26 protein-coding genes are annotated in these 22,982 nt (G+C 47.6%); 18 read left to right on the top strand and 8 right to left on the bottom strand.

Translation table 11 applies throughout. From position 1 onward, the window contains the following. Positions 1–88: 88 nt before the first annotated feature. The 3 genes from rplS (at position 89) to ylqF (ending at position 1,949) form a co-directional block, all read left to right on the top strand. A complete protein-coding gene (gene rplS, locus J2S00_RS01530) occupies positions 89–433 on the top strand; it encodes a 50S ribosomal protein L19 (protein ID WP_307335201.1) in 345 nt (114 codons plus the stop codon). Between the two features lie 67 nt (positions 434–500). Then, on the top strand, positions 501–1,073 hold the full coding sequence (gene lepB / locus J2S00_RS01525) for a signal peptidase I (protein ID WP_307334719.1): 573 nt from the start codon (positions 501–503) through the stop codon (positions 1,071–1,073). A 12-nt stretch (positions 1,074–1,085) separates the two neighbouring features. After that, positions 1,086–1,949 (top strand): ribosome biogenesis GTPase YlqF, encoded by an 864-nt coding sequence (ylqF, locus tag J2S00_RS01520; protein WP_307334717.1) that lies wholly within the window; start codon positions 1,086–1,088, stop codon positions 1,947–1,949. 77 nt (positions 1,950–2,026) lie between these two features. Here ylqF and J2S00_RS01515 read toward each other — a convergent pair whose 3' ends face one another. Further along, positions 2,027–2,923, bottom strand: coding sequence for a COX15/CtaA family protein (locus J2S00_RS01515; protein ID WP_307334715.1), 897 nt, complete (start codon positions 2,921–2,923; stop codon positions 2,027–2,029). Between the two features lie 281 nt (positions 2,924–3,204). Between J2S00_RS01515 and cyoE the strand changes: the two genes are divergently transcribed. Further along, complete coding sequence (gene cyoE, locus J2S00_RS01510; protein ID WP_307334712.1) at positions 3,205–4,158, top strand: heme o synthase; 954 nt, start codon at positions 3,205–3,207, stop codon at positions 4,156–4,158. Between the two features lie 161 nt (positions 4,159–4,319). Continuing rightward, positions 4,320–6,242, top strand: coding sequence for a S8 family peptidase (locus J2S00_RS01505; protein ID WP_307334710.1), 1,923 nt, complete (start codon positions 4,320–4,322; stop codon positions 6,240–6,242). Positions 6,243–6,253: 11 nt separating this feature from the next. On the opposite strand, the gene J2S00_RS01500 is transcribed toward J2S00_RS01505, so the two are convergent. After that, complete coding sequence (locus tag J2S00_RS01500; protein ID WP_307334708.1) at positions 6,254–7,342, bottom strand: class II aldolase/adducin family protein; 1,089 nt, start codon at positions 7,340–7,342, stop codon at positions 6,254–6,256. A 123-nt stretch (positions 7,343–7,465) separates the two neighbouring features. Here J2S00_RS01500 and J2S00_RS01495 point away from each other — a divergent pair, with 123 nt between their 5' ends. Continuing rightward, positions 7,466–8,416: a diacylglycerol/lipid kinase family protein gene (locus J2S00_RS01495; RefSeq protein WP_307334706.1), complete on the top strand. Its 951-nt coding sequence runs from the start codon at positions 7,466–7,468 to the stop codon at positions 8,414–8,416. Positions 8,417–8,718: 302 nt separating this feature from the next. Here J2S00_RS01495 and J2S00_RS01490 read toward each other — a convergent pair whose 3' ends face one another. Next, positions 8,719–8,895 (bottom strand): hypothetical protein, encoded by a 177-nt coding sequence (locus tag J2S00_RS01490; protein ID WP_307334704.1) that lies wholly within the window; start codon positions 8,893–8,895, stop codon positions 8,719–8,721. A gap of 149 nt (positions 8,896–9,044) precedes the next feature. Beyond that, the gene (locus tag J2S00_RS01485) at positions 9,045–10,052 is read right to left on the bottom strand and encodes a PTS sugar transporter subunit IIC (protein WP_307334702.1); all 1,008 of its coding nucleotides are present in this window, start codon (positions 10,050–10,052) and stop codon (positions 9,045–9,047) included. 126 nt (positions 10,053–10,178) lie between these two features. Here J2S00_RS01485 and proC point away from each other — a divergent pair, with 126 nt between their 5' ends. From proC to J2S00_RS01445, 8 genes are all read left to right on the top strand, one after another. After that, entirely contained in the window at positions 10,179–11,015 is an 837-nt protein-coding gene (gene proC, locus J2S00_RS01480) for a pyrroline-5-carboxylate reductase (RefSeq protein WP_307334701.1), read from the top strand. A 113-nt stretch (positions 11,016–11,128) separates the two neighbouring features. After that, positions 11,129–11,560: a cell wall hydrolase gene (locus J2S00_RS01475; RefSeq protein WP_307334699.1), complete on the top strand. Its 432-nt coding sequence runs from the start codon at positions 11,129–11,131 to the stop codon at positions 11,558–11,560. A gap of 18 nt (positions 11,561–11,578) precedes the next feature. Further along, positions 11,579–12,061 (top strand): spore coat protein GerQ, encoded by a 483-nt coding sequence (gene gerQ, locus J2S00_RS01470; protein WP_307334698.1) that lies wholly within the window; start codon positions 11,579–11,581, stop codon positions 12,059–12,061. Positions 12,062–12,219: 158 nt separating this feature from the next. After that, entirely contained in the window at positions 12,220–12,615 is a 396-nt protein-coding gene (locus J2S00_RS01465) for an OsmC family protein (RefSeq protein ID WP_307334696.1), read from the top strand. Between the two features lie 91 nt (positions 12,616–12,706). Beyond that, complete coding sequence (locus J2S00_RS01460; protein ID WP_307334694.1) at positions 12,707–13,546, top strand: deoxyribonuclease IV; 840 nt, start codon at positions 12,707–12,709, stop codon at positions 13,544–13,546. Positions 13,547–13,622: 76 nt separating this feature from the next. After that, a complete protein-coding gene (locus J2S00_RS01455; RefSeq protein WP_307334692.1) occupies positions 13,623–13,769 on the top strand; it encodes a hypothetical protein in 147 nt (48 codons plus the stop codon). Further along, positions 13,770–15,011 (top strand): dihydrolipoyl dehydrogenase family protein, encoded by a 1,242-nt coding sequence (locus J2S00_RS01450; protein ID WP_307334690.1) that lies wholly within the window; start codon positions 13,770–13,772, stop codon positions 15,009–15,011. Positions 15,012–15,055: 44 nt separating this feature from the next. Next, the gene (locus tag J2S00_RS01445) at positions 15,056–15,241 is read left to right on the top strand and encodes a hypothetical protein (RefSeq protein ID WP_307334688.1); all 186 of its coding nucleotides are present in this window, start codon (positions 15,056–15,058) and stop codon (positions 15,239–15,241) included. A 41-nt stretch (positions 15,242–15,282) separates the two neighbouring features. Here J2S00_RS01445 and J2S00_RS01440 read toward each other — a convergent pair whose 3' ends face one another. Further along, entirely contained in the window at positions 15,283–16,617 is a 1,335-nt protein-coding gene (locus J2S00_RS01440; protein WP_307334687.1) for a hydroxysqualene dehydroxylase, read from the bottom strand. Next, positions 16,614–16,943 (bottom strand): hypothetical protein, encoded by a 330-nt coding sequence (locus J2S00_RS01435; RefSeq protein ID WP_307334686.1) that lies wholly within the window; start codon positions 16,941–16,943, stop codon positions 16,614–16,616. The genes J2S00_RS01440 and J2S00_RS01435 overlap by 4 nt, the downstream gene beginning before the upstream one ends. A gap of 187 nt (positions 16,944–17,130) precedes the next feature. On the opposite strand from J2S00_RS01435, the gene rpmG reads away from it, so the two are divergent. The 4 genes from rpmG (at position 17,131) to ilvD (ending at position 20,696) form a co-directional block, all read left to right on the top strand. Continuing rightward, positions 17,131–17,280, top strand: coding sequence for a 50S ribosomal protein L33 (gene rpmG / locus J2S00_RS01430; protein ID WP_307334685.1), 150 nt, complete (start codon positions 17,131–17,133; stop codon positions 17,278–17,280). Between the two features lie 149 nt (positions 17,281–17,429). Further along, positions 17,430–17,678 carry a hypothetical protein gene (locus tag J2S00_RS01425; protein ID WP_307334683.1) on the top strand — a complete coding sequence of 83 codons (249 nt, stop codon included), beginning with the start codon at positions 17,430–17,432 and terminating at the stop codon, positions 17,676–17,678. A 51-nt stretch (positions 17,679–17,729) separates the two neighbouring features. Further along, the gene (locus J2S00_RS01420; RefSeq protein ID WP_307334681.1) at positions 17,730–18,878 is read left to right on the top strand and encodes a conserved virulence factor C family protein; all 1,149 of its coding nucleotides are present in this window, start codon (positions 17,730–17,732) and stop codon (positions 18,876–18,878) included. Between the two features lie 114 nt (positions 18,879–18,992). Further along, a complete protein-coding gene (gene ilvD / locus J2S00_RS01415) occupies positions 18,993–20,696 on the top strand; it encodes a dihydroxy-acid dehydratase (protein ID WP_307334680.1) in 1,704 nt (567 codons plus the stop codon). Between the two features lie 102 nt (positions 20,697–20,798). Here ilvD and gltC read toward each other — a convergent pair whose 3' ends face one another. After that, the gene (gene gltC, locus J2S00_RS01410) at positions 20,799–21,704 is read right to left on the bottom strand and encodes a glutamate biosynthesis transcriptional regulator GltC (RefSeq protein ID WP_307334678.1); all 906 of its coding nucleotides are present in this window, start codon (positions 21,702–21,704) and stop codon (positions 20,799–20,801) included. 183 nt (positions 21,705–21,887) lie between these two features. Continuing rightward, positions 21,888–22,820 carry a 1,4-dihydroxy-2-naphthoate polyprenyltransferase gene (locus J2S00_RS01405; RefSeq protein WP_307334677.1) on the bottom strand — a complete coding sequence of 311 codons (933 nt, stop codon included), beginning with the start codon at positions 22,818–22,820 and terminating at the stop codon, positions 21,888–21,890. Between the last annotated feature and the right edge of the window lie 162 nt (positions 22,821–22,982).

Below are 22,982 nucleotides of genomic sequence, written 5' to 3'. Positions count from 1 at the left end.
TATCCTTGTGGTGTTTTGCCCTGAACAAAGGCGGTCCGCTGCTAGCACACCTAGCATGAACGTCTGTTGAGGAAGGAGGGAATTGCAAATGCATCCTGTGATCCGTGAACTTGAAAAGGAACAGCTTAGGGAGGACATCCCTCAATTTCGGGCAGGTGATACCGTCCGCGTTCACGTTAAAGTTGTAGAAGGCCAGCGTGAACGTATTCAGGTTTTTGAAGGGGTTGTCATCCGCCGCCGGGGAACCGGCATCAGTGAAACATTTACTGTACGGAAAATTTCCAATGGCGTCGGGGTTGAACGTACTTTCCCGTTACATTCTCCGAAAATCGAGACGATTGAAGTTGTACGCCGTGGTAAAGTGCGCCGCGCCAAGCTTTACTACTTGCGCAAATTACAAGGTAAAGCTGCTCGAATTAAAGAAATTCGATAAGATCAGCAAAGGAGCTTGGTTGACAAGCTCCTTTTTTCGAACCGAAAAGAGCAAGGGGAGAATAAGATTGAGCCAATCATACGATGCTTTCAAGCAAGATGTGGAGGAGCATAACCCGAACTCCGGTACAAACTCAAGTGACGGGTTGTGGGAATGGGTAAAAGCGATCATATTGGCAGTGGGCCTTGCCCTGATCATCCGTCTGCTGTTATTTGCCCCTATCGTAGTAGATGGGGAATCGATGCTGCCCACTTTGCATGATAAAGAACGCCTGATTGTCAATAAAGCCGTCTATCTGTGGGGTGAGCCGAAGCGGGGTGATATTATCGTCTTTCACGCCACTCATGATAAGGATTGGATCAAACGGGTGATCGGCGAATCTGGCGATGTGGTGGAAGTGAAAAACGGGGTTTTATACATAAATGGCGAACAAATAGAAGAACCTTATCTTGACCCGTCAGCGGGCTTTATGATGCATGATTTTCGCGAGGTGGTCCCCGAGGGAGAATTGTTTGTTATGGGTGATAACCGTCCCAACAGCCGGGATAGCCGCAATATCGGGACAATCCCTATCAGTTCGGTTGTTGGCCGGGCCGAATTGGTGTTCTGGCCTTTGCAGGATATTCGTCTGGTCAAATAAGAGGTGAACAATGTGACTATTCAGTGGTTCCCAGGTCATATGGCCAAAGCCAAAAGACAGGTAACGGAAAAATTGAAACTGATTGATGTGGTTATTGAGTTACTGGATGCCCGTTTGCCCTACTCTTCACAAAATCCAATGATGGACGAGCTGGTTAAGGATAAACCACGGCTTGTTCTGCTAAACAAAGAAGACTTGGCTGATCAGTCCATCACCAAAGAATGGCTTCGTTTCTTTGAACAAAAGGAGTTTAAAGCGTTGGCCGTTGATGCCCAATCCGGTAAAGGTATTAGTGCTATTCCTCCAGCCTGTCAAGAGCTGGCTAGCCATATCATTAGGAAAATGAAAGACAAGGGGATGAAACCGCGCCCTATTCGTGCGCTGATCGTAGGTATTCCCAATGTAGGCAAATCTTCGTTGATTAATCGGTTGGCCAAGCGACACGTCGCTAAAACAGGGGACAGGCCTGGGGTGACGAAAGCCCAGCAATGGATCAAAACAGGAGGAGGGTTGGAACTGTTGGACACCCCTGGTATACTCTGGCCGAAATTTGACGACCAGTTGGTAGGATTTAAACTGGCTGCCAGCGGAGCGATACGGGATGAAATTTTGCCCAAGGATGAGGTGGCTTTGTTCGCTGTGGACTTTTTGCGCCGTGCTTATCCCCAACGCTTGGAAGAGAGGTATGCCTTAACAGAGCTGGGTGACGGTGAAACCGTTCAACTAATGGAGGAAATCGGGCGAAAAAGGGGCTGTCTCAAAGGCGGAGGCAGTGTGGACTTTGAACGAACCAGTGACCTCATTTTAAATGATCTCCGCTCCGGGAAGTTTGGCCCTGTTAGTTTTGAGACACCGCAAGATTTTGAGACCGAATGATATGTCCGCAGTGTTAGTGAAAATTGAAAGAGCGCCCTGCCCCTATGTACCAAAAGGGGAGGGCGCTAAATTAATGCTTAGGCCCGGCGAAAGACATACAAGACAACATAAGTTAGGAACCCAAACATGAGCGTAATAAAGAAGGCGTGTAGAATGGTGGCATATAGATCAAGACCAGAAAAAATGACAATTGCCCCGGTCACAATTTGTGCCACTAGTAGCCAAAACATGGCTACCGTAGAGTTAAACAACAACCGGTTATGGCGCCAGTTGCGGCGAACCAGGTACATAAACCAGCTAAATGCCAACAACAAGCCAAACGCGGCCACCCGGTGCAGATACTGTACTCCAGTTTGTCCGCTGAGATCTGCAGGGATCAGCTGACCATTACATAACGGCCATCCCTGACAGCCCATACTTGAGCCCGTATGCGTCACAAAGGCACCTAAGTAAACCACGATATAACTGAACACGAATAAAAATAACGCTCCGTATTTAACGGCCGGAGAAAAGCGGGCTGAAGGCAGACGGTCCCGTTTGCCTAAATGAAAAACATAACACAGTAAGACGTACAACGTGGCATAGGACAATAGAGAAAAACCGAAATGCAAAGCCATGACTGCTGATGACTGCCCGTAGACAACAGCAAGGGCCCCCAGAACTGACTGTAAAAGCAAAAAGAAAATGGCTGCCGCTGCTACCAATAAAACTTCCTTGTGCTTACGGTAAACAACAGCAGTTAAAATGGTAAAAATAAAAATAGTGATTCCCGCAATGCCTGTGACTAAACGGTGCGTATATTCCACAACAGTCTCAAAGGTTGGTTCTGAGGGAAAAAGTTGTCCATGACAAAGCGGCCAGTTTGGCCCACATCCATCACCGGAACCGGTCTTGGTCACAACAACCCCTGCTAAAATCACAAGGATAATACCTACGGTTGCTAAAATGCCAAGGATTTTTAATAGCTTGTTCATCACTGAATCACCTGTTCTCTGTCTTTATGAGCCTGTATCCGGTACAGAATCCCGATTGATGTTTACTGCCAGGTCATAATGGTGTAAACTTAGGGCATAGTGCTAAACACATTATAAAGCAAAAGTGGATAAATGTTAGAGCTTCACTTTTTAATTCACCTGATTGTCACAATTTGTAGAGGAATGACTGCTATTCCTTATTTTATAATAATCTTAGCAATAACGAAAATGTCTAACGTATATCAATCAGATCACGTTAATTCGGATTTGGAGGATTTATCATGGATAAAGCTGTAAAAAGTGTAAAAAAAGAGTATATCTCTCGCCATGTGATGGAGCCGGGTCCTCTAGCGGATCGCAAATTATCCGGTACATGGAAAGATTATGTGACGGTAACCAAGGTAGGGATCATTTTGGGCAACCTGCTGACCGTCCTGACGGGCATGTGGCTGGCTGCAGGCGGATTTGTGGGGTTCAGTCAGCTTTCACTGGCCCTCATTTTGCTCACTTTATTGGGAACAGCACTGATTATTGCCTCAGGAACCTGTTTAAACAATTTTATTGACCGTGATATCGACCAAAAAATGTTGCGCACCAAAAACAGAGCATTGGCTGAAGGGCGTCTGGATCCGAAAAATGTGCTGATAATGGGTTACATTCTGGCCGTTTTGGGAACAGTGCTGCTGTTGTTTGTCAACTGGGTAGCGACTATGATGGCCTTAATTGGACTGTTTTTCTATGTCGTTGTCTATACGATGTGGCTTAAACGGACACACCATCTGAACACTGTTGTGGGCGGTGTGGCAGGGGCCATGCCGCCAGTGATCGGCTGGACGGCAGTCACCGGCAGCCTTGATCCCGGTGCATGGGTTTTCTTTGCTTTCATGTTTGTCTGGCAACCACCCCATTTCTTGGCGCTGGCCATGAGACGCTGTGAGGATTACCGGGCAGCAGGCATCCCCATGTTGCCGGTTGTCAAAGGGTTTGGAGTGACGAAACAGCAGATCGTCTTATGGGTGGCAGCCTTGATTCCCACTAGCTTGTATCTTTACCTGGTGACCAACGTTGGCTGGAGTTATGTGTGGCTTGCTTTGGTTCTGGGCTTAGCCTGGTTGGCGCTGGCCCTGGCCGGCTTCTATATTAAAAAGGATATTTTATGGGCCCGGATCAATTTTGTGTACTCTTTAGCCTATTTATCATTGATGTGTATCGGTATCATGCTGTCCACCATTTAACTTTTTGCCATAAATAAATGACTTTTCATTGAAACTGTATTCCCTGTCCCTAAGCGGGCAGGTTTTTTTCTATCCTTGTGGATGTAAGATTTTATTCAAAAAGGCACACCATATGTACAAAGCGGATCAGGGTTTTAGATCAAGTAAAAGGGAGTGCCTTTATGCAAGTGCCAAAACGTTTACTCTATCTTTTGGGCGTGATACTGCTTCTCTCTACCTCCATTGTTTTGTGGCTGGGTGATGATGAAGGCAACCTGGCTGAAGAAGAGATACAACCTCAAATCAAGCAGAGTGAGAGGGATGGCATTTTGGCGGAGGACTTGGCTTTAACATCTTCCTTGTTTATTCAGCAGCTGGCCAAACAACTGGAAGAGTGGGCCAAATTGGATTTTTCCGGACAAACACTGACCAAAGAATTTGAACAGGAAATCAATGATCATCCCCACTTTAATTCCTTTGCTTTAATTAAAGATAATCGTGTTGTCATGCAGACAGCTCATTTTCCAGATGATCCATTTGCTGTGCTTGACTTGAAAACAAAAAAGGATCAATCCTTAATATACTCCGATCCTTACACCTCTGGGGAGAAACCATTCATGCTGATTGCCCGCCAAGATGATGATCACAAGCAATGGTTTGTAGGTGAAGTGGATTTAGCTTTTATTAAGGATTTTATTGGTGACATGGCTTCGGTAGCTGACGCCAATGGACACTTTTTTATTGGCGGGGAACAAACGGACGTTCAAGTGAAAGACAAGCAACAAACGAATATGAAAAACGAGCAGTCGGTACCGGAAGTGGGCTGGACGATTGTTGTTCAATCCCAGGAAAGCGACAGCCAGGACATGGAGGAGCATTATCGGGAAGGGGAAGTGCTTGTCAAATTTGCCAGTAAAGAAGCAGCAGACAATTGGCTCGTTCATCATCAGCAGTTTAATGTCCTGAAACGTTTTGATGCTTATTGTGTGTTGCGGCATCCTGAACAGTCCACAGCTGATCTGATTCAATATTTGCAAACAGACCCCCACGTGCAGAAAGTAGAGCCCAACTATATTTATACCAAGCAAGAACAGGCAGCGGGTAATGTGCCCAATGATGAATTTTTTGCCCCGTATCAATGGAATTTGTCTCAAATTAAGGCTGAGGCCGGCTGGGATATCACTGAGGGGGCAGAAAATGTGACTATTGCTGTACTGGATACCGGAGTTGAGGAACACCATCAGGATTTAGCGGCAAAGCTAGTGGACGGCTTTAATGTGATTGAGGAAAATGATGATTTTCAAGACCAGCATGGCCACGGGACACATGTGGCTGGTATTGCTGCAGCCGTGACCAATAATTTGACCGGTATTGCCGGAGTTTCCTGGCACAATACGATTATGCCCGTTAAAGTGTTGAATGAAAAGGGGGAAGGTGGCCTGTTTGAGCTGATTAACGGGATTATATGGGCCACTGATCACGGGGCAAAAGTGATTAATATGAGTCTGGGTGATGAGGAGCATTCTGATTTGCTTTATGATGCTATCCGCTATGCTTATGAACACGACGTTGTTCTTGTTGCTGCAGCAGGCAATGACAATGTGGATGTTCCCATGTATCCGGCTGCCTATCCGGAGGTATTGGCTGTCTCGGCAGTGGATCATCTAGAGGAAAAAGCTGTTTTCTCCAACTATGGGGATTACATGGATGTTGCTGCACCAGGTGAACACATCCCCAGTACATTTGTTAATGACCAGTATGTGTTTATGTCCGGAACATCGATGGCTGCCCCCCATGTGGCCGGATTAGCCGGCTTGATCCGCTCCCTTCACCCCGAACTTTCCAACCGGGAAGTGATGAATTTAATACGCCAGACGGCGGATGATCTTGGCCCACCTGGTCATGATCCCTATTACGGCTATGGCCAGATCAACGTTTATCAAGCTTTGGATCACCTGAGCAAAGGAAAATCCATTGTGGATCCTGATGCACAACAAAACGGGACACCTGAATCGATTCCACATGGGGAAACGCAGGAGCCCCTTCATCCTGTTCCTTTTGTCATCAAGTGGATTAACCGGTTGATCGAGTGGATCAGAACTTAAGTGACCGGCATTTATGTCATAGGTACTTGGGGGATGATGCGTCCTTCGATTCGTTCAAAGATATCATTCAAATCTCTGCCTGTGATGGTCAGGCCGTGATTTTTGAGGCCGATGACTGTCTGGGCAGGGTTTTCCGATTCCTGCACCAGTTGGGCCACCGTTTTGGCCAGTTCAATCGTCCCGCAGGGGTAATTGATTTCAGTGGCTTTTACCCCATCCATCCAAGCATGGATATGGACAATCGCCCCCACTTCAGGGTGCTGGCGGTAGATCATCCAATGTTCTATCGCATCCACTGAGGCCCGTTTAGGCTGAATCTGGGGAGGTACACTGATGAGCATTCCGTTACGCTCCTGATCATAACCCTTGATCAGCAGAATATCCTGGCCGACCGTTCTCAAATTGGCCTTATTGACCCCGCTGGCACTCATCCAGAAGGTATGTTCATCACGCCTGCTGCTTAAATTGCCGTAACTCAGCCCCCCAATCCCGTACAATTTTTGCAGATGGCGCAGGTCCCGTTCTGAAAGATACTCTTGAATGGGAAAAGGAGTAGGCAGCAAGTTCAGCTCGTCCAGTTTTTTGCCCGCTTCGTATATCTGCTGGGTGACTTGGTCACCATCCCATAACGTTTGAGGCAAATCCGGCTCAAAATAATTGTCAATGACTAGGTTGGAAGAAGCTAAAGGTTCCAGGCGCTGGTAGACCGATTGAAATAATTGTTTTTCTTCACCAAAAGTGTAAGTCAGACAGTAACACCCTTGTTCAGGAGTTATAAAATAGACCTTAATCTGGTCTTGGCCGTGGGCAATGCAAATCAGGTGATTAGCCAGTGTGCGAATCAGATAAGGATAAGCGCTTTTAAACATATCCCCGTTGTGATCTTCTAGTTCCAAAACGGAAACAACAAAGGTGGCCTGGGCCTGGCGGCGGAAAGGACGGGGACGTTCCGGGTCCACCAGGTTGAACACCAGCTTAATATCGTTTAAGGGCAAGTCCAAATATGTATAACCCTTGTGTATAAATTGGGATTTGATACCGTCTTTAAACCAGTCCATAAAATGACTGCGGTAGGTTCCGACAATACTAAAGTTCCTCATGCAGTGACCTCCTAGCTTGGTATAATTTAACATTACTATTAATGTAACCGTCCGGCTGTTAATTATTCATTATTTCACTTTGTGGCATACTAAAGACACATCAAGCAGGAGAAAGGTGATGATATGTATTACTTTATCGTCAACCAGACATCAGGCCACGGACGGGGCGGAAGGGTATGGAAACGTATTGCTGCCAAACTTAATCATGAATCTGTACCCCACAAAGTTTTTTTCACTGAGAAACCGGGACATGCCACCAGCATCGTGCAGCAGCTCATAACAGAATACGAACAACAATTGAAAGAGGAAGCCAAGCAAAGTAAACAAGCGAATATTGATGGCGTTATTGCAGTTGGAGGTGACGGGACGATTCAGGAGGTGGTTAATGGATTGATTGACCATCCCATTCCTTTCGGCTGTATTCCGGCAGGTTCTGGTAACGATTTCTTACGGGGACTTTTGGGAGAAACGAAAGTGGAACTGGCTTTGGAACGCATACTGAAACGCCGCACCCACTCCAGGGAAACACAACAGCAAAGGATTGATATTGTGCGCATCGGCCACAGAACATGCCTCACTGTGGTAGGGATTGGGTTTGACGGGCAAATCGCTAAAACAGCCAACGAGTCCAAGGTGAAAAAATGGCTGAATCGGGTTAAACTTGGCCGACTCTGTTATATTTTTAGTTTACTGCAAGTACTGGGCAAGTATCAACCGGTTGATGTGGAAATTACAATTGATGGAAAAAAACATTGCTTCAGCAATGTCTGGCTGATTGCTGTCGCCAATATGCCATTTTACGCAGGGGGGATGGCCATTTGCCCCCAAGCGAAATATAATGACGGCCGCCTCGATGTGTGCATCGTTCACAACTTGTCCCGCTGGCAGTTGTTGCGCCTGTTGCCATTGGTGTTTAGCGGCAGGCATGTATCCAAACCGGGAATTGATTTTTATTATGGTAAAAAAATAGAGGTAACGTCTGCGTCACCTCTGGTTGTCCATGGGGATGGAGAAATTGTAGGCGAGACACCGATTCAGGTCAGTGTCCAGCCAGATACTTTGCAGTTACTATAGGATGATCAACAAAGCGCTTCCTTATGGACTGGTGTTTGTCAGTCAATCCTATACTCATACTCGTACAGGGCGTAAAGCAAGTCGGCCACTTTTTTGGACATCCGCTTTAACAAGCGTGTCATTTTGTTGTTCTCCTTTCTGTCCGGATATGTTTTCTGAGCTGAAATTGTGCTGTGAAGCTTACAATGATTAGTGTTTACAATCAGCCCTCATCTATACGAGTGGTAAGACATTTTCATCCTGTACATGCTGCTGAGCAAATAAAAATGGCCTTTCCCGTTCAAGGAAAAGCCATTTTGTGCTTAGCTCATTCTGGAACGAAGCTTAATTTGGGATTTCAGAATCAGCAAGGCATCAATCGCAGCCTGGTGATGGACATGTTCTGTCAGTGATGTCATTTTGTCGCGGTCTCTGTGGTAGTTAGAGAGTGATTGGTCAATCAAATCCAATACCTCATCAATATGAAAGAGCTGTTTCATCATTTGATCACCCATCCATTAGGATTAACAACCCAGCCTGGAAAATATACGTCAGAATATTTTCATTTCCTGGGGAAGCGCAAAAAGCGCCTTCACTCTATCTGCTTAGACAATCTTTTCGGCACTTTTTAGCGTTATTTGTCATGTTGTCAGTATTCTATTTTCATGTCTCCCGGTTTAATTAATCCTTTGTGGCGTAAAAATGCGGCAATAACCAGGCTGATCACAGCAGGCCCAATAAAATGAAGCACCATAACTTTAAAGAAGACATCCCAGGTAAAACCCATTGCCGTGAAAGTCATGATTTGACCTACCAGGCCGCTGGTGCCCATCCCGGCCCCTTCCTTGACGTTCTCCATTTCCCACCACAAGGTGGCCACCGGGGCCAAGATAGCACCGGCTAATGTGGGGGGCAGCAGGATAAATGGGTTGCGTATGATGTTGGCAATCTGTAACATGGAGGTGCCTAACCCTTGGGCCAGCCAGCCGCCGATGCCGTTGTCTCTGTAACTGCAGGTGGCAAAGCCAATCATTTGGGCTGCACATCCCACAGTGGCTGCCCCGGCGGCCAATCCTTCCAACCCAAGCATAATGGCAATGGCTGCGCTGGAAATAGGGGCTGTCAACGCCAGGCCCATCAACACAGCCACCAAGATTCCCATCACAAACGGCTGTTGCCCCACAGACCAGTTAATCATTTCTCCAAAGGAACGTAAGGCCAGATCCAAATAGGGGCCGATGTAAAACGCCGTCACATACCCTGCCAGGATAGTGGTTAATGGGGTTATAATAATGTCCAACCGGGTTGACTTAGAGACCAGCTTGCCCAACTCTGTCCCGATGAGCGCTGCCACATAGGCTCCGGCAGGGCCGCCAAGCGGCATGCCGGCTGCGCCGCAGATCGCTGCAGCAAATAAGACCAGGGGAGGGGCGTTTAAACCATAGGCCACCGCCACGCCGATGGCCGGGCCTGTCAGATCCATCGCTAATTGGCCCATGTCTGTCAAAAAGGAAATGCCCAGTTGCTGACCGGCGGTACGGATAATTAATCCGATGATAAGGGAAGAAAAAAGGCCCAGTGCTGTGTAGGATAAACCCGTAATGACGTATGTTTTTAAAGACAGATCAATTCCTTTACGCTGTAAAAAAGAACGCACTAAAAATATCTCCTTCCGTTAAAATTCCTTTGATTTTTACCGAAAAAGTTGACAGAATTATCATATACCATTAAAGTCGAATAATACAATAGGTATTCTATAACTCAGGAGTGGAGGTTGAAAATCTTGATCGAAAATAAAAAAATTTGTTTTGTCGGGGCAGGTGCCATGGCCGAGGCCATCTTAAGCGGCCTGTTAGATCATAAGATTGTCAAGCCCGGACAAATCACGGTCACAAACAAAGAGGACCGGTTCCGTCTTGATGAATTGGTTTATAATTTTGGCGTTGTTGCTGACCGGACACAAACGTACAGCTCAATTCAGCAAGCTGATATCTTAATATTAGCCATGAAGCCAAAAGATATAGAGAAGGCCTTGCTTGATATCAGGGAATGGACCCGTCCTGACCAATTATTTTTGTCTGTAGTGGCCGGTGTTTCAACGGCCACCATATCCCATTTCCTTGGCCATGCTGCTCCTGTTATTCGAACCATGCCCAATACATCTGCTATTGTGGGCTTGTCAGCAACCGGCATGTGCCTGGGGGATCACGTCCGCGATGAACATGTCCGGCTGGCACGCACCATCTTTGAATCCATTGGACTTGTTTTTATAACAGAAGAAGAAAAATTGGATGCGATTACCGGTTTATCCGGCAGTGGCCCGGCTTATGTTTATTATCTGGTTGAAGCGATGATTAAGGGGGGCATGGATGTGGGCTTAAGCTACGAAGATGCCCGCAAGCTCACCTTGCAAACGGTTTTGGGGGCGGCGACCATGCTGAGTGAAACAGGTGAAGATCCTGCAGTTCTGCGGGAAAAAGTGACAAGTCCGAACGGGACGACAGCCAGGGGATTGGACACCCTGAGGAGTTATCAGTTTGAACAAGCGGTGCGTGAATGTATCCGGCAAGCGACTCAGCGCTCAAAAGAATTGGGACAAATGTTTTCCATACAAAAATGAATGATAGCTTATCTCAACTTACTCAAGCTGCGTATGCAGCTTTTTTAATTATGTTGAACCAATTTAGGCGTTAATCATATATTGGTAGAGAGGTATGATTGAGAGGTGAGGCTATGGCGGTTATTCAAGCAAATGCAAATGATGTGAGGCTCTTGGCACGATTGATGCGGGCTGAAGCTGAAGGTGACGGTGAACTGGGGATGTTAATGGTGGGTAACGTAGGTGTCAACCGGGTACGCGTGCGTTGCCTTGACTTTGTGGATATTAACTCAATCGAGAGAATGGTTTGGCAATCCCCCGGCGGATTTGAAGCCGTGCACTACCCATACTTTTACCAGAGAGCCCGGGAAAAGGAGATCCGTTTGGCTCAGCGCTGTATTAATGGCGAGCGTTTCCGTCCTGCAGAATTTTCACTATGGTTTTTCCGGCCAGAGGGTGCCTGTCCCGCGCAATGGTGGGGACAGTGGAATGCCGGCCGCTACAAATCCCATTGTTTTTACAGTCCCACCCAATCCGAATGTCCTGATGTGTATAGAACGTATTAGCGTAGAGGAGGTATGCTGATGTATTATCAAGGTTCACCCTATCACACACCCTATTTCCCTCATCCCACAAGTGCTCACCACAATCCCTATGGTCAAGAACAGTGGGGGAACCCGGCACCTGCAGAAAGCATGAACCGGCAGCAAGTTCCCCAGGTTCCGCAGATAACATGGCCGTTTTTAACCCCTGAAGGATTCCTTCCTTTGGAAGTATCTTACATCGAAAATATTTTGCGCTTTAACCGGGGTAAAATGGCCCGGCTGTACTTCACTTATGAAAACAATCCGGAATGGCCTGCCCAGGTGTACACGGGCCGGATTGAAGAAGCTGGCCGTGACCATATCATTATCAGCGATCCCGAAACCGGCAAAAGTTATTTACTACTGATGGTCAACCTGGATTACGTTGAGTTTGATGAACCGATTGAATATATTCCGCCCATGGTTCCCAGCCCGCCCATTGCCCAGCGCCCTGTTCCGCAAGTGCCGCGGCCCAGGATGTGATGTAGAGTATGATTTCCACCTCTTTTGTTCATCATGCTTAAAAAAGAATAATGTTTGCCATATTGCTGAGAAACCGTCGCTCCGGTTATGGATTGCGGCGGTTTTCATGTTAAGATGAAAATATCACACTTTGCATAAACCTGTTGGGAGGTTTGAAGATGAAAGAAACACTGACCTATCAAGCGAAAGAGAATGGCTTTATCACCGATTTGCCCTATGGCCAGCTGCATGTATCAAGTGATGCCCGCTATGGTTTTCGGCCTTATCAACTGCTGGTTTCAGCTGTGGCCGTCTGTAGCGGAGGTGTTTTACGCAAAATTCTACAGAAACAGCGCATGGAGATTGAGGATATCACTTTATCAGCAGAAGTGACCCGCAAGGAAGATGGTGCACAGGAAATTGAAAAAATTCACATTCATTTTGTGATCAAAGGCAAAAATTTGGATCAGAAAAAAATTGAGAAAGCATTGGCCCTGACCCGTAAAAACTGTTCCATGGTTCAGTCCGTCATAAACAGCATTGAGGTTACTGAAACCTTCGAACTTGTTGATTGAGGCCAAGATTAAACGCTTGTTTAAGGTGAGTGATCCCATCTAAACGGGGGAATGATAAAGAAAGTAAAGATCAGCAAAAGGACTGGCACCCATGGCTAAATATATCGGCTGTCATGTCAGCATCGCTAAAGGGTATCTGGCTGCAGCCAGACAAGCCCTCCATATCGGGGCCCGGGCTTTTCAGTACTTTCCCAAAAATCCACGGCAGCTGTCTGTTAAACACTATGATCAACAGGATGCCCGAGCTTGTGCGGATTATTGCCAGCAGCACAAGCTCAAGTCAATTGCCCATGCCCCTTATCCGCTCAATCTGGCTGCTCCGGATGTCACAAAAAGAAGAATGATCATCAAGTCGGTATTAAATGACCTGGATATTGCCCAGCACTGTGGCTCCATCGGTGTGGTCGTTCATTTTGGATGGTTCAAAGGAGATGATCCCTTAGAGGGTTACCGGCTCATTATAGAAACCTTAAATACTATTCTGGATCAGTGGGAAGGCGACGCGATGCTTCTCTTGGAAAACCAAGCCGGGCAGAAGGGGAAGATGGGAATGACATTGGAGGAGCTGGTCCGTATTAGGTCACTCACCGATTTTCCCCATAAAATCGGTTTTTGCTTTGATACTTGCCACGCCTTTGCCAGCGGGTTATTGACCTCCCATAATTGGCATGACCTGCTCAAACAGGGTGAAGCTCTCGGTTATTTTGAACATCTTTACGCCGTGCACTTTAATGATTCCGTTTATCCCGTGCAATCTTATCGGGACAGACATGCCAATATTGGCCAGGGGAAAATTGGATTGAGCACCATTCAAGCTATCTTGGAAACACCCCTTTTGGAAGACGTGCCTTTTATCTTGGAAACGCCGAAAGGGCCTGATGGCACACACCGCCGGGAGATTAGACGGGTCAAATCATTGAGCGAAAATTAATCAGTTGTTTAAAATCAGTGAGAAAGAGAAATATCTTCATATGTCTGGCAATGGACGCTGAAAGGGAGTGTAGCTGATGGCAAACAACCATTACGAACTGATTTTAATTGGCGGCGGCAGTGTCAGCTTTGACGGTTTGCAAGCGGCCAAACAGCTGGGTGTTGAACGCATCCTGATGGTTGAAAAGGAGAAAATAGGCGGCACCTGCCTTAACTGGGGATGAATGCCCAAAAAGGCTCTGGTTAGAGCCATGGAAGTGTGGGAGACCGTGAATAAAGCTGAAGTTTTTGGAGCAGAGGTGAAGCAAAAGCGGCTTAACTGGCAAAAAGTCATGCAAAGCAAAGATGAGTGGATTGGCAAGTTTGTAGGAGGCAAGGAACCCTATTTGTCCAAACAGGGGGTTGATCTCGTTTATGGAGAGGCCAAATTTATTGATGGCCAAACACTTCAGGTGGGTAGTAAAACATACACAGCCGACAAGATCTTGATCGGTGTCGGCTCTCGGCCTAACATGCCGCCTATTGAGGGCACTGAATATGCCAAAACAAATCGTGAACTGTTAACGTTACCAGAGCTCCCTGAATCACTGGTGATCATTGGCGGAGGGGTAATCGGCCTGGAGTTTGCTCACATCTACCATGCGGCCGGTGTGAAAGTGACAATCCTGCAACGGGGTAATGTGCTCCTGAAAGGACAGGACCGAGACAGCTCCGAGGAGATCCGCAAAATATCCGAAGAAAAAGGCATTGACGTGATGACTAACACCAATGTGCACAAGATCACCAAAGAGAGTGACCATTATGTTGTTCATTTTGAAACAGAGGGGGAAGGCCATACCCTTGAGGCTGACGAGGTGGTCATGGCGGCAGGCCGCAAACCGGACATTGAAGGCCTGGACTTAGACAAGGCCGGAATCGATTATGATGAAAATGGCGTTAAGGTTAACCCCTATTTGCAAACCGTTAATGAACGGGTTTATGCCGCCGGCGATTGCATTGGGGGCTTGATGCTGACGCCTGTTGCATCCTATGAAGCCAAGTTAGCTGTTCGTAACGCTTTCAGGGGCAACCGGGAAAAAGTGGACTACACTGTGATTCCCCACACAGTGTTTACCATCCCCCAGGTGGCCACCGTTGGTTTGACGGAGGATCAGGCCCGGGAAAAAGGAATTGATTATATCGTGCAGAAAACCCCGTTTAAACATAACGGCACAGCCATTTTACTGGGTGAAACAGACGGGTTTATCAAACTGATGTTTGAACGGCAATCTGGCAAAATCATTGGTGCCCATATTGTCGGAGTTGAGGCTGGTGAGCTGATACATCAGATAGCGATTGCCATGAAAGGAAATATGACTGTTTACGATCTGGCCAGTGTGGTCCAAGTGCACCCCACGCTCTCTGAAGGCCTGATTTTACTGGCCCAGAAAGCCGTCCAAGAGATCTCCGCACAATCAGTACGGTGACAGGCTAATGAAACATAACTGTGTTATGTTTGGGAGGGGAGTAAGTGGCAAAAAGAGCGGATTTTCATTGTTGTGCCACATGTATTCATTTTAAAGTGGAAAAAGGGCACAGCCATATCACCTACCGCTGTGCCCGCCTGGGTTATGAAACAAAACCAGCTTATCAATTTAACTGCTGGGAGCCAAAAGAAAATGTAAGACAGCTGATGACTAAGAGAGGGATTCGATAAGCTCAGCATTTCTGAGGCAAACGAACCTTGTTTGGGGCTGTTTAACGTCCTTCTAGAATCGCTTTGGCTGCGTCCAATCCTGAGACAACAGCCCCTTCCATGGTGGCAAAATAAGGTTGTTTGGTGTAATCTCCGGCCAGCTTTAAGCCTTGAACAGGTGTTTGCTGGCCCGGCCGCTGTTGATGATACCCTGTAGGTGAAAAGCTGTAAAAATCAGCGTGATGGGAAATGACTCTGAAATCACGGATGTGCGGTTTGATGTCCATGCCCAGCTTCTTCGCATCCTGGACAACAGTAGCCAACACCTCTTCAGGGCGCATGTTTAAAAATCTTTCTGGTGGCGTGAGGATAATGGATAAGCGCCCGGGCACATGTTTAAAAGTGGTGCGGGACTGTTCAGAGAAACTGGCCAGACATGTCCCCGGTCCGAACGTGGTCCGGTCTGTAGGCAAAGCGGGGCGGTCCAAGTCGATCTGAATCGTCACGGCAGGCATGGTCGGCAAGTTTAAAAACGGCTTAAACCAGCGATGCTCACTGAAAAGGGGCTTGAGCAATTGCTGCGCCTTGTCCATGGAAGTGGCCAGGACCACCTGATTGGCCCGCACTGCTTCATCCTTGAGCATAACGCCCACGACCTGGCCGTTTTCTGCAAGCAAGCGCTGTACCGGCGTCCCTGTGTACACTTTGCCGCCACGTCGTTCAATCGCTCTGGCGATCGGTGCACACATCACTTCTGTCATACCGCCCAGAAAGGCACCAATGCGCATCTTATAAAAGCGTGTCAAACCAGGGGCAAATAACCCGAAAAACGCCAATGCTGAATAATCTTTGACAGGCCGGAAGAAGAGACCGGTGCTGAAAGGAACAAGCAGATAATCGATGGCTGCCCGCCGCACGCCATATTTCTTGGCATAGTCATAAACACTGATATAATCCAGCTTGTTAGGGTTGAGGAAGAAATCTGTGTACCCTGCCACAAAGAACGGAATCAACGAAGCCTTGTCCAGGGGCGAAAGCAGATGGTTATTACCGATGAGACTGGCAATCATTTTCAGAGGCCCGTGAACAGGCGCAATACCGAACAAACCTGGCTCTTCGTGCTGAGGGGTTCGTATTTCCACCCGCTCTTCCCACCAAATAATGTCGTTCAGTTGTACACCTGCCCTGGCCAGAACGTGGGGCAGTGCTTGATAATAACCGATGTAGCGGTGAAATCCGGACTCCACCAGCATCCCATTTTCGTCCCAGGATGCGGTCCGGCCGCCAACCCAGTCACGGGCTTCAAACAGAACCACATCCCGTCCTTTTTCAGCCAGTTCCAAACCACAGCTCAGTCCGGCCAGACCGGCACCGATGATCACCACATCTGTTTTCATGTTCTCCATCCTGCCTGTCGTTTAATGAATTGCATATTTTCAAGCTGCTGCTTCGTTTCCGGTGTGCCCAACTCATAGATTTTTTCATAGATATGGTTAAGCACTTGTTCATATTGCTCGTTATCGGTCATCGCTTCTTCCTGCTGGAAGGGGAAAAAGGCATCAAAAAACGTGTCGCTGTCCTCCTCAGTCAATTCCATAAACAGATTGCGCAGTTCCACCATCTCTTCCTCCGTTGCTTCTATTTCGACTGCAAAGGTAGCCGGGTCCTTCTCATCTAAAATTTCAGCGGTTTTGGGGTGTACATAATACCGCTTTTTTGCCATAAGATTCAACTCCTGTGATATCCTTTTAGTGTGAGTGTCCCATATTTTGAACCAAAATATGCAAGTTAACTGCGGCGGACATCCTGTCGTTTCATCGTTGTTCAAAAGTGAAAAAGGATTTGATTTTCACACTTGATTCAAGTAGAATTAACTTTGTGTCCCAAGCAGAGGAAAGGAGGAACCAGACATGCGTGTTAAAGTCACACTTGCTTGCACGGAAACAGGCGACCGCAATTATATCACCACCAAAAATAAAAGAACCAATCCCGAGCGGTTGGAACTAAAAAAATACAATCCCCGTCTGAAAAGGCATACCTTGCACCGTGAAACGAAGTAAAAGCGGTGATGATGGACTTGGTGAACCCATAAGTTGTGTCCCATGCGACTTGTGGGTTTTTATTATGTTGGTATACACAGTCTGATTAATTGTATTATAATGGATAAGGATTCAGATCAAGTACAGTATGGATGATTAGGAGGTTTAAGATGAAATTGAGAGGGATTGTGATTTTAACCTTGGCTATCTGTTTGGTGGCTGCACCTTGGACAGCAGGAGCTGTTGAGCTGGGCACAGGAGGCCAAGATGCACTGTTACTTGCAGCCGGAGGAGGAAACAGCGGCGGTGAAGAAAGCGCCGGCCTCACGTTTACCGATATCAGCATGATTGTGATGATCATTCTGGCGACCGTCTATTTTGCCGCGCTGTTTGTGCAAGAATGGAGACAGGTGAGATAAGGTCACGGGACCATGGATGATCAACACATACAGCGTAAAGGGGGCGTTAGCGTGAACATTGTCTCAATTGAGCCGACGCCGAGTCCCAATGTGATGAAATTAAACCTGGATAGCTCATTGCCTGACGGGGTGTCCTATGATTTTTCAGTCGATACGAAGAGCCAAGCGCCGGACCATATTGGCCAGTTGCTGGAGATCGACGGGATGAAGGGTGTTTACCAAGTTAAGGACTTTATTGCCATTGAGCGCCATCCCAAAGCTGACTGGCGGGTGATCTTGCCCAAAGTGCGGCAAGTGTTTGGGGATGAGTCCATCGATGTTGAAACGATGATTGAATCAACCCAGCTGAGTGATGATGATACATTTGGAGGGGCTCAAGTCTATATCCAAACAATCAAAGGCATACCCATGCAGGTCAAGTTAACCACGCCCTCCCGTGAAAAACGGTATGCCTTGCCTCAGCGCTTTATGGATGCTGCGTTAAAGGTACAAAAAGCGGTCAGCAACCTTATTACGGACCGCAGGTGGGAAGAACAGGGCGTACGCTATGGGGATCTGGACGAGATTGGTGAGCAAGTGGTGGAAGAAATTAATGCCGCGTATGATGAGGAACGTCTGGAGCGCTTGGTTGAACAAGCAGTGGCGGATAGGGACGGCGGAATAGGAGAACAGACCATCTCTGCTCTAGAAGCGGCAAAGCGTCTGGACGATCCCGATTGGAAAAAGCGTTATGCGGCACTGGAACAGCTGGAGTTAACGGAAGAGGACATTCCGGTCCTGGCTAAGGCCCTTGATGATCCTAACATGTCTATTCGCCGTCTGGCCACTGCCTATTTGGGGGAAATCGGCAGTAAACAGGTTTTGCCCCTGCTTTACCGGGCACTGAAAGACAAATCAGCCGTGGTTCGCCGTACGGCAGGAGATGCCCTGTCTGATATTGGCGATCCTGAGGCGACAGAGCACATGATTGAGGCCTTAAACGACAGTAATAAACTTGTACGGTGGCGGGCTGCCCGCTTTTTGTATGAAGTGGGGGATCAGTCTGCTGTCCCGGCTTTAAGGGAAGCCCTCAATGATCCCGAATTTGAGATCAGTCTGCAGGCTAAGATGGCACTGGAGCGCATTGAGAAGGGTGAAAAAGCCGAAGGCACCGTGTGGCAGCAAATCACCCGCAGCATGGAGGAACAAAATCGCGATTAAAAAGGATTTTGTTCCTTTTCTTTTTTAACGTTTTTGCTATAATAGTAATTATCTAAATTTTAGACGAACATATAGAATAACGACTTTTATACGTTGGGAAAGGAGAAAAGCACAATGACAGACAAAGGATTACAGGACTTAAACACAAAAGATTTGAGACTGCGCAGCAAAGTCATCAGCGATCCGGTTCATCGAGCGCCCAACCGGTCCATGTTGCGTGCCGTCGGATTCAGTGATGAGGATTTTCAAAAACCGATGATAGGCATCGCCAGCACATGGAGCGAGGTCACCCCCTGTAACATCCATATTGATGAATTGGCCAGGAAAGCCAAAGAAGGCGCCAAACAAGCCGGTGGTGCTCCGTTAATTTTTAATACGATTACCGTCTCAGATGGTATTTCCATGGGGACAGAAGGCATGCGCTATTCCCTGCCCAGCCGGGAAGTGATTGCTGACTCCATTGAAACAGTGGTTGGTGCAGAGCATCTGGACGGTTTTGTGGCTATCGGCGGTTGTGACAAGAACATGCCTGGTTGTATGATAGCCATTGGACGTCTAAACTTGCCCAGTGTCTTTGTGTACGGGGGAACCATACAGCCCGGTAAATTAAACGGAAATGATATCGACATCGTCTCGGCCTTTGAAGGGGTAGGCCGATACAACAAAGGTGAGATTGACCGGGACGAGCTCCATCAGGTGGAATGCCACGCCTGTCCCGGTCCAGGCTCTTGCGGTGGCATGTATACGGCCAACACCATGGCTTCTGCCATTGAAGCAATGGGAATGAGTCTGCCTGGCAGCTCCTCTAATCCGGCCATTAGCCCGCAGAAGCGGGAGGACTGTGTCAAGGCTGGACAAGCGGTCATAAATCTGTTGGAAAAGGGTATTTATCCACGAGACATCATGACTAAACGGGCCTTTGAAAATGCGATCACTGTGGTGATGGCCTTGGGCGGCTCCACCAATGCTGTTTTACACTTGTTGGCCATTGCCCATGCCGTGGGTGTGGACCTTAGCCTGGACGATTTTGACCGCATCCGCCGCCGGGTGCCGCATATTGCCGACCTTAAGCCAAGCGGGCGCTTTGTCATGCAAGATTTGAATGATGTGGGCGGCGTTCCCGCTGTGATGAAAGAATTGCTGCAGGCCGGCCTGCTTCATGGAGATTGCTTAACTGTTACTGGTAAGACGCTGGAAGAGAATCTTGCTGAGCAACCCTCGCTTAAAGAAGGCCAAGAGGTTATCCGACCTCTGGAGGATCCCTTCCTTGAAACCGGTCCATTGGTGATTCTAAAAGGCAATTTGGCCCCTGAAGGCGCAGTGGCTAAAGTATCGGGGCTGAAAAAGAAAAAAATTACCGGTCCGGCCCGAGTGTTTGACACAGAGACGGAAGCGACGGAGGCTGTGTTAAACGATCAGATTAAACCGGGAGATGTGATTGTCATCCGTTACGCCGGTCCGAAAGGCGGTCCCGGCATGCCCGAGATGCTGTCCATCTCAGGCATTCTGATCGGAAAAGGCTTGGGCAAGGACGTTGGGTTGTTAACTGATGGCCGCTTTTCCGGCGGCACCCATGGCCTGGTTGTGGGCCATGTTGCGCCAGAGGCACAAGTTGGAGGCCCCATTGCTTTGCTAAAAGAAGGGGATATGATCACAATCGACAGTGAAAAGCAAGAATTGTCCGTGGCCGTATCCGAAGAGGAGTTTGCTGAACGGCGCAAACAGTGGCAAGCACCGCCCTTGAAGCACAGCAAGGGAATTTTGGCCAAATATGCCCGTTTGGTCTCTTCCGCATCCAAAGGGGCGGTCACCGACTAACCCTCGGTACCAACGAGGCTCGTTCTATCACCATAAGTCAAAAAGACCTTCAGGCGGGAGCAGCTGCGCTGAAGGTCTTTTTACTTAAAGCGCTTATTCAAATTAAAACCTGAAACGGTACAAATTTTCATAGAACGATTGCAGAAACTCAAAGAAGATTTTTTCGGAGGGGGCCGGCTCCCGCTTTTTAGGCGTAATCACACCGACGGTTCGAGTTACCTGCGGCTCTGCAATTCTCATTTTGACCGCCTCACGGGGAATGTTGTCCATCAGGGTTACCTCTGGCAGCAAAGCCACCCCCAGACCGGCGGCGACCAGTCCTTTGATGGTATCAATGTCCTCTCCTTCAAAAGCAACATGGGGTTTAAACCCAGCCTGTTGACAAGCATTGACGACAATTTCACGCAAGGTAAATCCGGCACGGAACATGACAAAAGGCTCTTTACGCAACTGGTCCAGGCGAAGAGCATCCTGATCGGTCAAGGGATGATTGGCTGGCAGAATAGCCATCATCTCCTCCGTGAAAAAAATATGGCCATTGACCAATTCATGATCGGTGGGCACGGGGGCGACAAAAGCCAGGTCAATTTCTCCTTTAACCACCGCTTTGATTAGGGTGGACAAAATGCCTTGCCTTAACTGGAAACGGATTTTGGGATGCTTGTCACGAAAAGCAGAGATCACCTTTGGTAAGGTATTGGCTGCCAAACTGTTGGGAAATCCAATGCGGATCACCCCTGATTCCGGATCCAAGAATTCTTTGACCTCCTGCACAGCTTTATCAATCTCTCTCAGGGCTATCTCAATATGTTCCAGGAACAGTTTACCCACTGGCGTTAGTTTCACATTGCGCCCCTCACGGATAAACAACTGAACACCAAGTTCGTCTTCCAAGTTGCTGATTTGCCGGCTGACCGCAGACTGAGCCACATGCAGGGCATCAGCGGCATGGGTGACGTGTTCCCGTTTGGCTACTTCGATAAAATATTTTAACTGACGCAACTCCACGCTCCCATCCACCTCCTCATTCATCTCACATTGAGATGGTTTATATCATTATTATATATTGAAAAGATAAATTGTGGATCTTACAATTTTAACAAACAGGATGGATAGACCAGGCTGTGTTATGCTCTTCTGAACGAGGAGGTGAAAACGATGGGCAAATCAATAGGGTACATAGCATGTACTTTACAAGAAAAGGGCAATGCTTAATAACAATCCATAACGCATATGCAGCTGTGCTGTTGATTTCATTGCTGGCATCATTTCGATTGGTTTTGATTTGCCGATAAATCCGCGAACGGCTTTCACAGCCGTAGGGATACTTAACAAAACCAGCAGAATCCAGAAGGATGCAGGACTAAATAAGACAAGGCCCAAGGCCCAGATATAGGCCAGGACAAACATCAAGCCCAGCAATTGGATGGCCTTCTCCCTGCCGACAATAATGGCTAAAGTGCGCCGTCCAGCAGACCGGTCTCCGTCCAAATCACGAATATTGTTGGCTAACAAGATAGCAGCAACCAAAATAGCAATAGGAATGGAAACCAGAAAGCTATACAGGGTGACTGTGCCAGTCTGGATATAAAAGGCCAGCAATATAATGACAGGACCCATAAACACCCCGGCTGCCAATTCACCAAAGGGTGAGTAGGCAATAGGATAAGGTCCCCCTGTGTAAAAATAACCAATAGCCATGCTGATACTACCGATTACTGCCACCCACCAGCTGCTGTTCATACAAATATAAACTCCTAACAAAACCGAAACGGCAAAGAGAATAATGGCCAGGTTGAGAATAACCTGGGGCCGGATTCCCTCACGCACAATGGCACCGCCAATTCCGACTGATTCCTTTGTATCCAGCCCACGCTTGAAATCATAGTATTCATTAAACATGTTGGTAGCCGATTGAATTAATATAGATGCCAAAAGCATGGCAGCAAACAAGCTCCAGTTGATCGTCGTTACCTCCAACGTTAAGGCAGTACCAATCACCACCGGAATGATGGAGGCTGTCAAGGTATGGGGGCGTAACAGTTTCCACCATACTCTCCAGTGGACAGGCTTGCGGCGCGATGAAAAAGAGGTCGGAGTAGTATGTTCAACACGCGGTTCCACAGTGATTCTCTCCTTAATCTAGCCCTAGTGTCTCTTAAAGTTTAGGAAAACGAATTCATGCTGTCAATACTTTCAACCGGAAAAGATATTGCCAGCTCCCGCCTTGTTGACAATTAAAGATGGGTAGGTGTATTCTGTAGTAAAATAGTTTGCCATGTGTTT

Source organism: Caldalkalibacillus uzonensis, from assembly GCF_030814135.1.
GTDB classification, from domain to species: Bacteria; Bacillota; Bacilli; order Caldalkalibacillales; family Caldalkalibacillaceae; genus Caldalkalibacillus; species Caldalkalibacillus uzonensis.
The sequence above is the reverse complement of the archived record's forward strand: the minus strand, read 5'-3'. Positions and strand labels throughout refer to the sequence as shown.

Coding starts and splice junctions, on each gene's coding strand:
- rplS (WP_307335201.1), top strand. CDS start 89: ATGCATCCTGTGATCCGTGAACTTGAAAAGGAACAGCTTAGGGAGGAC.
- J2S00_RS01515 (WP_307334715.1), bottom strand. CDS start 2,923: ATGAACAAGCTATTAAAAATCCTTGGCATTTTAGCAACCGTAGGTATT.
- cyoE (WP_307334712.1), top strand. CDS start 3,205: ATGGATAAAGCTGTAAAAAGTGTAAAAAAAGAGTATATCTCTCGCCAT.
- J2S00_RS01505 (WP_307334710.1), top strand. CDS start 4,320: ATGCAAGTGCCAAAACGTTTACTCTATCTTTTGGGCGTGATACTGCTT.
- J2S00_RS01500 (WP_307334708.1), bottom strand. CDS start 7,342: ATGAGGAACTTTAGTATTGTCGGAACCTACCGCAGTCATTTTATGGAC.
- J2S00_RS01495 (WP_307334706.1), top strand. CDS start 7,466: ATGTATTACTTTATCGTCAACCAGACATCAGGCCACGGACGGGGCGGA.
- J2S00_RS01490 (WP_307334704.1), bottom strand. CDS start 8,895: ATGAAACAGCTCTTTCATATTGATGAGGTATTGGATTTGATTGACCAA.
- J2S00_RS01475 (WP_307334699.1), top strand. CDS start 11,129: ATGGCGGTTATTCAAGCAAATGCAAATGATGTGAGGCTCTTGGCACGA.
- gerQ (WP_307334698.1), top strand. CDS start 11,579: ATGTATTATCAAGGTTCACCCTATCACACACCCTATTTCCCTCATCCC.
- J2S00_RS01465 (WP_307334696.1), top strand. CDS start 12,220: ATGAAAGAAACACTGACCTATCAAGCGAAAGAGAATGGCTTTATCACC.
- J2S00_RS01460 (WP_307334694.1), top strand. CDS start 12,707: ATGGCTAAATATATCGGCTGTCATGTCAGCATCGCTAAAGGGTATCTG.
- J2S00_RS01455 (WP_307334692.1), top strand. CDS start 13,623: ATGGCAAACAACCATTACGAACTGATTTTAATTGGCGGCGGCAGTGTC.
- J2S00_RS01450 (WP_307334690.1), top strand. CDS start 13,770: ATGCCCAAAAAGGCTCTGGTTAGAGCCATGGAAGTGTGGGAGACCGTG.
- J2S00_RS01440 (WP_307334687.1), bottom strand. CDS start 16,617: ATGAAAACAGATGTGGTGATCATCGGTGCCGGTCTGGCCGGACTGAGC.
- J2S00_RS01435 (WP_307334686.1), bottom strand. CDS start 16,943: ATGGCAAAAAAGCGGTATTATGTACACCCCAAAACCGCTGAAATTTTA.
- rpmG (WP_307334685.1), top strand. CDS start 17,131: ATGCGTGTTAAAGTCACACTTGCTTGCACGGAAACAGGCGACCGCAAT.
- J2S00_RS01425 (WP_307334683.1), top strand. CDS start 17,430: ATGAAATTGAGAGGGATTGTGATTTTAACCTTGGCTATCTGTTTGGTG.
- ilvD (WP_307334680.1), top strand. CDS start 18,993: ATGACAGACAAAGGATTACAGGACTTAAACACAAAAGATTTGAGACTG.